10 protein-coding genes are annotated in these 12,672 nt (G+C 44.2%); 5 read left to right on the top strand and 5 right to left on the bottom strand.

The window, feature by feature from the left end; genetic code table 11:
* Positions 1-67 precede the first annotated feature (67 nt).
* The 4 genes from serA to C943_RS12895 all read right to left on the bottom strand — a co-directional run bounded on the left by serA (position 68) and on the right by C943_RS12895 (position 4,068).
* Positions 68-1,960: a phosphoglycerate dehydrogenase gene (gene serA, locus C943_RS12910; RefSeq protein ID WP_008628510.1), complete on the bottom strand. Its 1,893-nt coding sequence runs from the start codon at positions 1,958-1,960 to the stop codon at positions 68-70.
* Between the two features lie 137 nt (positions 1,961-2,097).
* Positions 2,098-2,586 (bottom strand): NUDIX hydrolase, encoded by a 489-nt coding sequence (locus tag C943_RS12905; protein WP_008628509.1) that lies wholly within the window; start codon positions 2,584-2,586, stop codon positions 2,098-2,100.
* The gene (locus C943_RS12900) at positions 2,583-3,206 is read right to left on the bottom strand and encodes a chloramphenicol acetyltransferase (RefSeq protein ID WP_008628508.1); all 624 of its coding nucleotides are present in this window, start codon (positions 3,204-3,206) and stop codon (positions 2,583-2,585) included. Before C943_RS12900 ends, C943_RS12905 begins: the two co-directional genes overlap by 4 nt.
* A 10-nt stretch (positions 3,207-3,216) precedes the next feature.
* Positions 3,217-4,068 (bottom strand): DUF2911 domain-containing protein, encoded by an 852-nt coding sequence (locus tag C943_RS12895; RefSeq protein ID WP_008628504.1) that lies wholly within the window; start codon positions 4,066-4,068, stop codon positions 3,217-3,219.
* A gap of 200 nt (positions 4,069-4,268) precedes the next feature.
* On the opposite strand from C943_RS12895, the gene C943_RS12890 reads away from it, so the two are divergent.
* Both C943_RS12890 and C943_RS12885 read left to right on the top strand, forming a co-directional pair.
* Positions 4,269-5,189 (top strand): 2-hydroxyacid dehydrogenase, encoded by a 921-nt coding sequence (locus C943_RS12890; RefSeq protein ID WP_040480598.1) that lies wholly within the window; start codon positions 4,269-4,271, stop codon positions 5,187-5,189.
* 18 nt (positions 5,190-5,207) lie between these two features.
* Entirely contained in the window at positions 5,208-6,050 is an 843-nt protein-coding gene (locus C943_RS12885; RefSeq protein ID WP_008628499.1) for a universal stress protein, read from the top strand.
* Positions 6,051-6,084: 34 nt separating this feature from the next.
* On the opposite strand, the gene C943_RS12880 is transcribed toward C943_RS12885, so the two are convergent.
* A complete protein-coding gene (locus C943_RS12880; protein WP_008628498.1) occupies positions 6,085-6,786 on the bottom strand; it encodes a tetratricopeptide repeat protein in 702 nt (233 codons plus the stop codon).
* Between the two features lie 132 nt (positions 6,787-6,918).
* Between C943_RS12880 and holA the strand changes: the two genes are divergently transcribed.
* Genes holA through C943_RS12865 form a run of 3 tightly spaced genes read left to right on the top strand, consistent with a single transcriptional unit; the run spans position 6,919 to position 12,619 of the window.
* Complete coding sequence (holA, locus tag C943_RS12875) at positions 6,919-7,941, top strand: DNA polymerase III subunit delta (RefSeq protein ID WP_008628496.1); 1,023 nt, start codon at positions 6,919-6,921, stop codon at positions 7,939-7,941.
* Positions 7,942-7,949: 8 nt separating this feature from the next.
* Entirely contained in the window at positions 7,950-10,937 is a 2,988-nt protein-coding gene (locus tag C943_RS12870; RefSeq protein ID WP_040480623.1) for a tetratricopeptide repeat protein, read from the top strand.
* Positions 10,938-10,945: 8 nt separating this feature from the next.
* Positions 10,946-12,619, top strand: coding sequence for a TonB-dependent receptor (locus C943_RS12865; RefSeq protein ID WP_008628492.1), 1,674 nt, complete (start codon positions 10,946-10,948; stop codon positions 12,617-12,619).
* Positions 12,620-12,672: the final 53 nt, after the last annotated feature.

Here is a 12,672-nt window from a genome sequence, read left to right as displayed (position 1 = left end):
AAAAAAAGGTAGCGAGTTATGCTCGCCACCTTTGTTGAATCTTACCTTGTTCAGAGCCTTTTTTCGATCAATAGAGTACTCTAAATCTGATTGTGCCAGGGATTGCCTTCATGACATCAATTACTTCAGGGGAGTAAGCCTTGTCGATATCCGTGATGACATAGCCTATCTTCTCGTTGGTTTTCAAATATTGCCCTACGATATTGATGTTGTAATTTGCAAGGCACTGATTGATTTTGGCCAATACCCCAGGCTCGTTGTGGTGCACATGTATCAATCGATGGGCATCCCTCAAGAACGGCAATTGGATGTTGGGGAAGTTGACGGAATTGTAGGTGTTTCCGGTATTTATGTACTCCATGATTTTTCCAGGAACAAACCTTGCGATGTTTTGCTGTGCCTCCAATGTTGATCCGCCGATATGCGGTGTCAAGATTGTATTTCTCATTCCAATCAATTCAGACACAAATGGTTCGTCGTTGTTTTTTGGTTCATGCGGGAAAACATCCACAGCTGTTCCTGCAATATGTCCTGATTCCAGGGCATCTTTCAAAGCCTTGATGTCTACAATATGACCGCGGCTTAGGTTGACCAAATAGGATCCCTTTTTCATGAGGGCCATTTTTTCCGCATCGATCAGGTTTTTGTTGTCCTTGCGGCCATCCACGTGGAGAGAAACGACATCACAGGTTCTGAGGAGTTCTTCCAATGAATCCAATTTTGTTGCGTTTCCGAGTGCCAATTTTTCGATGACATCGTAGTAATAGACATCCATCCCCATGTTTTCTGCAAGGACCGATAGCTGGGCGCCGATGTTTCCGTAGCCTACAATACCCAGCTTTTTGCCTCTGATCTCGAAGCTCCCGGAGGCAGATTTGTCCCATTTGCCTTGGTGCATTCCGAGACTCTTGTCCTGGAAATTTCTCATCAGGAAAATTATCTCCGCAATCGCCATTTCCACCACGGAGCGTGTGTTGCTGAAAGGCGCATTGAAGACCGCGATGCCTTTCTCAGTACAGGTTTCGAGGTCAATTTGATTGGTTCCTATACAAAAGGCTCCAATTGAAATAAGCCTATTGGCATTTTCCAGGACCTTTTTGGTGACGTTGGTTTTGGACCGAATGCCAAGGATACTGACGTTCTTGATTTTTTCGGCCAGTTCATCCTCATTGAGTGCAGAACTGATTACTTCCACATTGTATCCTTCATGTTTCATCAATTCCACGCCGATCGGGTGGACATTTTCGAGCAAAAGGACGTTGATACGGCTTTTTGGGTAAGAGAATTTCTTATTCATTTTGTTGATATATAGAATTTCATCGAGGCTGGGTGCCACATGGTCGGCTTTGGAGGTGACTTTTGGCCGGGCAACATTTTCAGTAAAGGCGTAGAATTTGTTGGCCATCCCGAAGGCTTTTATTTCATAATCCGTGTATCCATCCCCGATAACATACACATCGCCCTCAAGATTCAACCTTTTGATGGTTTCGGGTTTCCCACCGTTTTTTGAGAGGATATTCTCGCGGTCGAAATCTTTGATCTTTCCTGATTCATCGTAGATGAACTCGTTGGCGAAGACGTTTTCAGGCTTGATACCATAGTCACCGACGATCGGCACTATGAAATCCTTGAAACCATTGGAGATGATAATGATGTCTTCGGCGTTTTCTTTCAAAAATTCCTTGTTGCGCTGAAAAGATTTGGAGACTTTCTGCTTGAGGGCCGTAATTAGTTCCTCTATCTGTGGCTTGCTCGCCTGTAAAATTGCCAGCCTCCTTTCAAGACTCTCGCGGAAATTGAGGCTTCCATCCATTCCCAAGTCGGTGATGTGTTTGATGGCGTGCAACTTTTCTGACTTTTCGGGATCATCTTTCAGACTGATTTCACCAAGTACGTCCAAAGCCTCTACTTGGGTAAAAGTACTATCAAAGTCAATGATAAATTTTTTGCTGCTAGGCATTTCCGTAATAATATTTTTAGAATGCAAGGCCAAAATTAGAATTTTATCAAAAAAATCCGCCTTTTGTTAATAAAAATACTTCTTTAACGCCCTTCCTGTCCCGAGAAATCGATTGCGGATCAAGTTTTGGGAGATGTTTAAACCAGTTGTAATCCCTCGAGCTCTTCATACATGCGGATCAACTCTAAGTTTTCATTGAATTCCGCATTCAAGACAAATTTTTTCCCATCCAAAATCATCCTGTAGATATGCCAATCTGTTTTAGGTGTTGGAATATCCAGCAGGTTGTCAAAGCTGATCCATTCCAATGTCCCTTCATTACAATGTGGGGGAGCCATTTTCTCGATCTCGGCAAGGAATACATAATTGATCCAATTGTAGGATAGGGGCGAAGTTTCCGTCAATATCCCGCAAAACTGCATGTTTTCGAATTTGATTCCAGCCTCTTCACAAGTCTCCCGTAATGCACTTTGCAAAGGTGATTCGAAGGGATCCAATTTTCCTCCGATCGGCGTGTACATGTCTTTGTTCGGGTCTTTGAGCCGTTTGAGAAGCAAAAAGCTGTTGTGGTTTTTTAGAATACAAAGGGTTGCTGCCTTTTTCAGCCCAGTTGGAAATTGGTTCATGTGTTCACTAAATGTTGAAATCTTTCTACAAATAAGCCCACGTGATAACCATCCAACAGCGCATGATGCACATGAATCGATACAGGCATAGTCCATATGCCGTTGGTTTCGGTAATTTTTCCGAAACTGATTTTTGGGCAGGAATCTGGAAAGGAGAAGCTCCTTGCATGAGAAACGGAACTGAAGTCTAGCCAAGTGATTGCCGAAAAATGGATCACATTCTCGCCTGATATGGCTGGTTGGAGGCCAGTGCCCATTTTCACCTTTTCAATTTCCACCTTTGCTTTTTCGGCAAATTCATAAAAATCCTCTTCATAATTGAGATAGGAGAATCCAAAAGTTCCATCCGGCCTATTGATGGTTGGGGAAGCATGAACCCGGTCGTAAAGCCTGACTTCAGCGCCATTGATTCTCATTCTGAAATTTTCGACCTCATTTGCCGCTGTGAGTGCTGCATGCAGATAGAGAAGAAAAAGGGAATCGCCATTTTCCTTGGCTTTCCGATAAGCGTTGGTCATGTCCACCCTTACTGTAACACCAAAAAACGGTTCCTCAAATTGGCTGAAAAAAAGAAAGTGGTCTTTTCGGGACCACTTCTCTATCTCAATGATTTCAAACATGCTGCGTAGGTTATTTTATAGATTTGATCAGACGTTCGTTGAGTCCAACATAGTCAGGATTCTTGGCTTCTTTGGCCATTTCCATTGATTTGGTGGCACTTTCGATTGCTTCTTTTTTCTTTCCAAGCGCAAGTTCAATTTTTGCCTTCAGGTGCATCGTCCAGTATTTTGGATCGCTTTCTACGGACTTGACAATCCATTCGTAGGCTTGATTCATGTCCTTGTTATTCGTGAAATAGTAATTGGCGGCTTGGTAATACAGTCCAGGGTTCTGTGGATCTTTGTCGATTACCATTTCCTTGATCTGTTTCATCACGATGGTGTCCACCTCAGTTTCGATCCTGAATTTCACACGCACATTTTCCCATTTGATGGCGATGGATGCACCTGTGTCTGTCATGTCCACGAAGTTGATTTCCATCGTTTCATATTTCTGGCCTGTTTTACCAGGTTTCACCGTAAACCTCAACGCATCTTCGTCTTGGTTGTAGCCTACTGCCCCCCATAACTTGGTGTTTTTGGAGAAGATTATCGTCCAATCTGATTTGCCAGGAATCGAGTAGAGTGCATAGGATCCTGCAGGCAGATTATTTCCTTCGATTATTACAGGGGTGCTGAAAGTAATCACTGTCGCGGCATTTGCGCCAGTTCTCCAGACCTCACCGTATGTAACTAATTCCCCGAATATTTTTCTGCCCTTGGTGCTAGGGCGGCTATAGTCAATGGTAACATCAGTAAGTCCAATTTTTTGGCTGATCTTAGCGGTTGGGCTTGCTTGGGGCATTTGGATTTGTTGGGCGAGACCAAGGGAATAAATTCCGGCTATCAAAACGAAGGACAATAAAATAGATTTGCTTTTCATTTTTTTGTATGTAATTTAGTTGGAGTAGAAAATGAACGGCTAAAATTAACAATTAATTCCGATCATTGCGGGGGGTTTTTGAGATTGAGGTCTAAAGAAGCATTGAAAGGCATGCGCATCGTTTTTGCCGTTCAAAAAAATGTTTTTAATAGTTCAAACCAAACAAAGGATTTTAGCGAATCCAATCAAATTATCGACAAATGGGCTTTGCCATCATATCACCAGGACGAGACGTCACCAAATGGAAGGAAAGCTTGAAATGGCATATGCCAAATTTGGATATTCAGGTGTATCCCGAAATTTCTGCTCCTGAAAGGGTGGAGGCGGTACTTCTTTGGCAGCATCCAAAGGGAATATTGAGGGAGTTTCCAAACTTGAAGTTGATTTGTTCGATGGGCGCCGGTGTGGACCATATTCTTTCGGACAAAGACATAGACCCTTCCCTTCCAATCAGCAGGGTAGTGGACAAGGGGCTTACCAACCCAATGACCAACTATGTCCTGATGGGGATATTGGCATATCAACGGCAGCTATCCCGCTACCAAAAAAACCAAAAGACAAAGACTTGGGATATGAGCAATCCCGAATTGGATATCACCGTCGGTGTACTCGGCGTGGGCGCTTTGGGCGGAGATGTGGTGAAAAAGTTACAGGTTTTGGAAGTTCCGGTATTGGGGTATGGCAACTCACCGAAGAGTGTTTCTTCCTATCCTTATTATTATGGAACACAGCTACAGGATTTTCTGGATAAAGTCAACGTGATAGTCTGTATGCTTCCATTGACCGAAAAGACAACTGGTTTTCTTAATATTGATTTCTTCAGACGTTGTAGAAAAGGCACCTATCTCATTAATGTGGCGAGGGGAAACCACTTGGTAGAAGAGGATCTTTTGACTGCAATAAATGAGGGGTTTATTTCAGGGGCGATGCTGGATGTGTTTCGTAAAGAGCCCCTACCCAAGGAACACCCATTTTGGGAGACTCCCGAAATTACCGTAACTCCCCATATCGCCAGTGTGACCAATCCTGACGCAGCTGTGCCTCAGATTTTAGAGAATTATAATCGTATCAAATCCAATAAACCACTTCTAAACATCGTCGACAGAAATTTAGGCTATTGAAAAAAAGAAGATAAACCCATGACTCAAAATTTTGTAATTGTTTGTCCAACTGATTTTTCGGAATGTTCGCTTAATGCGATCGAATATGCGGCAAAGCTGGGAGAACTATATGCCGCTGATTTGTACCTATTCCATGTTCCGGACCATGATGACTATCAAAAACTCGCCTCACGAGACCACCATACTGGGGACCAATATTCCTTTATCCAGAGAAAATTGGAGAATCTTAGAGCGGTCGTTGAAAAGGAAAGTATTCCAAATGGTTTGAAATCCTGTCATGCCAGCTTCAAAGAGGGGAAAACCGTACAGACGATCTTGGAGTTCAGCGAGGAGATCAAAGCCAATTTAATCGTAATCGGCACAGAAGGTGTCAATGATTTCAAACTGAATTTTATCGGAACGAGGTCAAGCAAAATTGTGGAGAGGTCTGAGATCGACGTTTTGGTGGTCCCAAGACGGGTGTTTTTCAAGCCGCCTAAGAAATTTGTCTATGCCACGGATTACCTGGAAGAGGATAAAATCGCAATCCAAAAGGTAGTCGAATTGGCAAAGTTTTGGGAGAGCGAGATTGATATCGTCCACGTCAGCACCAGATTAAAGGCCATTGACAAATCGCTCCACATTACTATGGTACAGGAGATTAGGCCGTTTGTGAAATATGAAAAGGTGAACTACATACTCAAATCCTATCGGGATGAACCAGGACTGGGCTTGGAAAACTACCTAATCATCGCCAAGGGCGATATTCTCGTGACATTGAGTAAGAAAAAGTCTTGGTTCGAACAGATTTTTTCAAACAACCTTTCTAGGAAAATGTCCTATTTCATCAATAAGCCACTGTTGGTCATCAAGATGGCATAGCTGTTTTTCGAATCATTGTATTGTTCCGACCCGATTATTTTCGGCCCAATTTCTTTTTCAGAAAATCTTTAAATTCCTGCTGGGTTGCTTTGTCGGAGACGAGGCGATTTAGGGTCTCCATAAAATACCCGATGGTCAACTTTTTAGTGGTTTTTTGGGCTTTTTGGATCTCAGGCAATGGAATAGGCGATTGGCTTTCGGTTTCTTTGGACAAATTGCTTGGTTGTTCTGGCTTGTATCCAACCAGTTCATCTGCTTTTTCAAAGCTCTTTTTGGCTTTTGCCATGTAGCCAAGTTTCTCTTCTACGAGGCCTTTGTTGTTGTGGGATACCGCATCCTCAGGGTCCAGTTCAATGGCTTTTTCGTAATCCTCAATTGCGCCAAGTAAATCTCCGATCCGATCCTTAAAGTACGCACGGCTCGCAAACCTGTATGGATTTTTTGGATCGAGATTTAGCGCGCGGTCAAATTCCGCCATGGCCTCGTCATTTCTTTTCAAGAGGTGAAGCACCACAGCGCGGTCGTTGATAATGCTTGGATTGAATGGCTCCAAAGCATAGAGGTAATCAAAGTCCTCCAAAGCGCTATCAAAATTGCCAAGACGTGTGAAGATCCTCGCCCTCAGCGAAACATAGTCAGTCGATTTGCCTTCCTGACTAATGCAGGTTTCAATAAGTGCGAGCGACTGCTCAAACTTTCCGACACTGAATAATTCCAGACTTCTCTCCAAGCTCATACTTTCGGTTTTTTGGATTACTTTTTCAATACAAAAATAGAGGTCATAAAGTTTAGATTTAGCATGGTTGGTGATTCAAATGGTAGCTCCGAAAATCTATTTCTTTCTATATTTGGGCCGTAAACTTCAACCATGGCGAGCAAAGCAGAAGACGTACTGAAGGATTTGAAAGCCGGGAAATATGCTCCGGTTTATTTTTTGCAGGGGGAAGAGCCATTTTTCATCGACCAAATTTCCAGCTATATCGAGGCCAATGCGCTCCAACCGCACGACCGCGGATTCAATCAGCTGGTTGTATATGGAAAGGATGTCAGCATGATGGACATTCTGAACAATGCCCGGCGGTTTCCCATGATGTCTGACCGACAGGTGGTGATTGTGAAAGAGGCTCAAAACATCCTGAACCTTGGGAGGGAGGATATTGACAATCAGTTGATCAATTACCTGAAAAATCCACTTCCAAGCACCATTTTGGTGTTTGCCCATAAGTATAAAAGCCTTGATGGAAGAAAGCAGCTGTCAAAGGAATTGGACAAAGCTGCGGTTTTTGTGAAATCGGAAAAAATCAAGGATCATTTGCTTTCAGGTTGGATTGAGAGTTATGTGAAGTCAAAAGGTCATTCTATCGATAATCCAACAGCAGTGTTTTTGGCGGAAGCCATTGGAAACAACTTGGAGGTGATTTCCAATGAGGTGGACAAGATTATCATCAATTTTTCCAGTCCGTCGGCGATTACCAAGGAACTTATCCAAAAATACGTTGGCATCAATAAAGAGTACAACAACTTTGAACTCACCAAGGCAATTGGCGTGAGGGATACGCTCAAGGTGAACAAGATTATCGAGTACTTTTCCCAAAATCCAAAGAACCATCCGATCATCCCGATCGTAGCATTGATATTCTCATACTTTCAAAAGATCGCGCTTTTGCACCAAAACAAATCAGCCTCAGAAACTGAATTGGCGAGAATTCTCGGAATCAACCCATATTTCATCAAAGAATATAAAATAGCAGCCAACAATTACCGTTTAGGCAAAGTAATTGATTGCTTCTCCCATATTCGCGAGGCAGACCTCCGTTCCAAGGGTGTGGATGCATCAGGCTGGGAAGACAAGGAAATCCTGCGCGAATTGTTGTTCAAAATCATGCATTGAAAATGCCCATGAAAAAAATCCTCTCGGGTCTGTTGATTGCCACTTCTGCTTCCTTCGCAAGTGCCCAATCCAGCCTGTATCAAAATGGTCCGCAGCAAGAGTTGGACGAAAACCTTGAGTTATTTGACAAACACCAGTTCGCCGCGACCTCCTTCGGGTTCAGGCAAATCCGGGAAGGAGAAGTCGACGGAAACCAGGCAGTCACTTCCGAATTTCACCATGCGATCGCTGCTCTCAAAATAGAGCAGCCGGGTGGTTCAGATTGGGTCAGAAGATTCATCAGAAACCATCCCCAGCATCCAAGAAAGACTGAAGCGGCGTACGAACTAGGGAGTTTTTTCTTTGAAAAAAAGAACTACAAGGAGGCGATCGCTGGGTTCCAATTGATGGGGGATGGTTTGGTTACTCCTGAAGTACAATCCGAGGTGGCCTTCAAGATGGGCTATTCCTTTTTTCAATTGAAGAATTTTGCGGCTGCGTTGCCTTATTTCACCAGGGTAAAGGGACAAAAATCACCTTTCAGACCCGATGCACATTACTATTCAGGTTTTATCCAAAAGGAATCGGGCAAATTCGATTTGGCAATTGCGGATTTCTTGGAAGCAGAGAAAAATTCTTTCTATGCGCCCAAGGTTCCGTACATGATCGCAGGCTTGTATTACCAGCAACGGCAGTTTGATACCCTCATTCCCTATGCTGAAAGTGCCTTGAAGTCAGGAAAAACCTTGGATAGAAAAGAGGAAATCCATCTGTTTTTGGCGGAGGCTTATTTTGAAAAGCGGAATTTTCAGGGTGCTGCGAGCAATTATGACGCATTTGTCAATGCCAAGAAGCGTGACCTGGACCGCTCGCAGGTCTACAAGGCAGGCGTTGCCCAGTTTGAAACCGGAAATTTCCAGAGGGCTTCGGACTACTTCAAAGTTTCCGCGGTGCAGGACGACAGGATCGGGCAGGTGTCAAGTTACTATCTGGGGCATTCATACTTGAAGTTGAACAATCCGCAATTTGCATCCAATAGCTTCAACGCAGCCTATAAAAGCAATGCCGATCCAAACATTAAAGAGGACGCTCTGGTTAATTATGCCAAATTGAATCTGGAGCGTGGCAGTTTTCAGGAGGCGGTAAATGCGCTTGATGCCTATTTGGAGAATTATCCAAACGGCCGATATGCACGTCAGGCCGAAGACCTGCTGACAGACGCGCTCATCAACACGAGCAATTACCTTCGGGCAATAGACCATATAGAGAAACTTCCAAGGAAGTCCGAACGCATGCGTACCGCCTACCAGAAGATCGCTTTCTACCAAGGCGTGGTGTACTACAGGGACAAAAAGCACGACCTTGCAAATACCTATTTCGATAAGTCATTGAGTACGCCGAGCGATCGGGACTTGGTCGTTCAGACACATTTTTGGAAAGGGGAGAACAACGCCGCGGCGGACAGACTTCCCCAAGCTATCAAGTCCTACGAGACCTTGCAAGGGCTGAGGCCAAATGCCAGTGATCCGTTTCTGCTCAAATCCTATTATGGCCTCGGATACGCTTTTTTCAACACCCAACAATACCCAAAAGCTGAGGCACAGTTTCGACAATACATCGAAAAAGGAGGGAAGTCGGACAATCGGGAGCATTTTGACGAGGCTTTGGTGAGGTTGGGGGACGTTTACTTCGTCCAAAAGAAGTTTACAGAATCGCAGAATGCCTACCAGCGGGCGATCTCGGAGGGGGGGAGTTCGGTTGATTATGCCTATTTCAGATCGGGAGTTGTCTACAATTTCCAAAACAGGAACTCGGAAGCGATTGCCCAGTTGGACAGATTGATCACCGGCTATCCGAACAGCATATATTTCGAAGATGCGCTCTTCCAAAAATCCCAGATCAACATGGAAGAAATGCGGTATGCGGATGCAGTAGATGGATTCAGCAAATTGATCGCAGCCAGGCCCAACAGCCAGTTTGTTCCGCATGCCTTGGAAGGAAGGGCTGTAGCCAATTTCTCGCGTCAACAATACGACCAAACGATCGAGGACTACAAGCGGATATTGGATAGGTTCCCCAATTCCACGAATGCAGAAGCGGCCTTGGTTGGACTTCAGGAATCTTTGACCTTACAGGGAAGGTCCGCAGAGTTTTCCCAATACCTCGCCACCTACCGCAAGGCAAATCCAGGAAATACGAGCGTTCAAGGTTTAGAATATGAGGCTGCCAAAAACCTTTACCTGTCAGGTTCTTGGGAGCAATCGTATCGCGCTTTTGAGACTTATTTGAGAAATTACCCCCAGTCCGCCAATAAGCCTGAAGCGAGCTATTTTATGGCTGATGCGCAATACAGGTTGGGCAGAAAAGCACAGGCCTTGGAGCTTTTTTACCAGATTGATAGGGACAAAAATTCCGCTCAAAGAAGCCGTGCCGTGCAAAGGATAGCCTCCATCGAACTTGAAAACAAAAACTATAAGAAAGCCATCGGATATCTCAGGGAATCAATTAATTATTCCAGGAATCCTTTGGAAGAAAACGAGACATTCTCTGGGTTGATGCAAGCCTATCTGGAGACTGGAAAAATCGACTCCACGATCTTCTTCGCCGAAAAAGTGGTCAACTTGGGGAATGTGACACCTGACAATGTCCCCGCAGCCTTGTTGATCAAAGCAAAGGCATTACAGCAGCAGGCAAAGACGAATCAGGCTGAGGAAACCTTACGGGACCTGGTCAACGATTACAAATCCATACAAGGGGCAGAAGGCTTGTTTTTGCTGGCAGAAAGCCAAGCCAAACGCAAAAGCTACGACCAATCGAACAATACGATTTTCGATTTTTCAGCGCCGTTTTTCGAATATGATTACTGGTACGGGCGGGCTTTCGTGCTCTTGGCGGAAAATTATCTTGCCCTCGGCGAGACCTTCCAAGCCAAAGCGACCTTAGAGTCTATCGTAGAGAATTCCCCAAATGCTGAAATCAAAGCCTTGGCAAGCCAAAAATTGGCTACAATTCAATAGCAAAGACCATGAGATCTATTTATTCAAAAATATTTCAATATTCACTTGCAGGCATTTTGGGACTGTTCTTCGCTGCCGAAGGATTTTCTCAACAGACGGGTGAGGTGAAGGACCAAGAATTTATCATCCGCAAAGACAGGGTACTTACGCTTCCTGCCCAGCCCAGAAGGTTTGAGCGGCTACCTGTTCTTCCCAATCCCAAAAGTAGCAATGCATATACCTATGAGGTACAGCCCTATTTCCTGAACCTTGAACCAGTTGCCATCAAGTCGGAGGCCGCCCAGAAGAATTTCCCCAAAAAACAGGAGGAAATGTACCGGGGATTTGCAAGGTTTGGATTGGGGAACTATAATTCCCCTTTGTTGGAAGGAAGGTACAATCTATGGGAAGACGGTGACTACCAAGTTTCGGCAAAGATTTTTCACCATGGATTTTACTCAGGACCGACAGGTGATTCCAATTCAGCAGAGACAAAAACCAACGTGAAATTGGACGGGCGTCTGTACAAAGAGGTATATCAATTTTTCGGAGGCGTACATTATAACCGCCACATGGTCAATTTCTACGGTTTTGATTGGAACGATTTAAACTTGGCGGATTATGTTCCCGGACAAAATGTGCTGAATACCTTCCAGGTTATGGGAGGAATCGAGGACGTTGACAAAGTCGAAGGGCTGAATTATGAAGGGAGAGTTTTCATCCGAGCGTTTCATGACAATTATGAGGCCTCGGAAACAGAAATCGGGATCTTGGCAAAAACAGATTATTGGTTTGACGATGCGTTGAGGTTCGATTTTGACATGAATCTATCCCTGACTGGCCCCAAGGATGTTTTTTATGGTGATATCAACCGAAACTATTTCAAGATTCGACCATCTGTCGGCTATTTGACAGAAAGCATCAAGGTTGATGTTGGAGCCAATATTGTATTTGAAAACGATGTCACCAACAACAAATCTTCTGATTTCCATATTTTCCCAGCACTCTATGGACATTACATGTTGGCGAAGGAATTTGGTATTTATGCGCAATTTGAAGGTGACGTACTGCGGACAACCTATCAGGATTTTGTCCGGGAAAACCCATTTTTGGGGCCAAGTGATCGCCTGCTGAATACGATCCAAAATTTCAAAACGGGAGCCGGCGTTAAAGGAAATTTGCTCGACGAGTTGGTCTATGAAGTGGGTTTCAATGTCGGCAGGTACCGCAATATGTATTTCTTCGCCAACAGTGCTACCGATAGTACGCGATTCAATCTGCTTTACGATGATTTGACAAATGTGATCAACTATCGCGCGATGGCCTCATGGAAGTATGATACCTGGTATCAAGTTACCGGTTTGGTCAATTATTATAGTTATGACATGGGTACTTTGTCGGCAGCGTACCATCGTCCGGAGTGGGAGGTAAGTCTCAACAACCAAATCCAGCCGACAGAGAAGTGGTTGATACAGTTCAATGCCAACTTAATGGGTGGAATCCAAGGATTCAATCAGCAGTCGGATGTCTCGGTTAAGCTTCCCGCGGTTTTGGATCTCCAATTTAAGGCGGATTACAAAATCACGGATCGGTTTTCGGCATTTGCAATCGGCAATAATCTCCTGAATAGGACAAACCAGCGCTTTCTGAATTATCCCGTCAGGGGCATTCAAGGAATTCTTGGGGCAACATTCCAATTTTAATCCTAATATTGCGTAACTGATTACCCGAGTTTACGGCACCATTTTGACGGTGC

The sequence above is a fragment of the Mariniradius saccharolyticus AK6 genome (assembly GCF_000330725.2).
Lineage (GTDB): Bacteria > Bacteroidota > Bacteroidia > Cytophagales > Cyclobacteriaceae > Mariniradius > Mariniradius saccharolyticus.
The sequence above is the reverse complement of the archived record's forward strand: the minus strand, read 5'-3'. Positions and strand labels throughout refer to the sequence as shown.

Excerpts from the sequence above, each read along its gene's own strand:
- serA (WP_008628510.1), bottom strand. The coding sequence starts at position 1,960 with ATGCCTAGCAGCAAAAAATTTATCATTGACTTTGATAGTACTTTTACC.
- C943_RS12905 (WP_008628509.1), bottom strand. The coding sequence starts at position 2,586 with ATGAACCAATTTCCAACTGGGCTGAAAAAGGCAGCAACCCTTTGTATT.
- C943_RS12900 (WP_008628508.1), bottom strand. The coding sequence starts at position 3,206 with ATGTTTGAAATCATTGAGATAGAGAAGTGGTCCCGAAAAGACCACTTT.
- C943_RS12895 (WP_008628504.1), bottom strand. The coding sequence starts at position 4,068 with ATGAAAAGCAAATCTATTTTATTGTCCTTCGTTTTGATAGCCGGAATT.
- C943_RS12890 (WP_040480598.1), top strand. The coding sequence starts at position 4,269 with ATGGGCTTTGCCATCATATCACCAGGACGAGACGTCACCAAATGGAAG.
- C943_RS12885 (WP_008628499.1), top strand. The coding sequence starts at position 5,208 with ATGACTCAAAATTTTGTAATTGTTTGTCCAACTGATTTTTCGGAATGT.
- C943_RS12880 (WP_008628498.1), bottom strand. The coding sequence starts at position 6,786 with ATGAGCTTGGAGAGAAGTCTGGAATTATTCAGTGTCGGAAAGTTTGAG.
- holA (WP_008628496.1), top strand. The coding sequence starts at position 6,919 with ATGGCGAGCAAAGCAGAAGACGTACTGAAGGATTTGAAAGCCGGGAAA.
- C943_RS12870 (WP_040480623.1), top strand. The coding sequence starts at position 7,950 with ATGAAAAAAATCCTCTCGGGTCTGTTGATTGCCACTTCTGCTTCCTTC.
- C943_RS12865 (WP_008628492.1), top strand. The coding sequence starts at position 10,946 with ATGAGATCTATTTATTCAAAAATATTTCAATATTCACTTGCAGGCATT.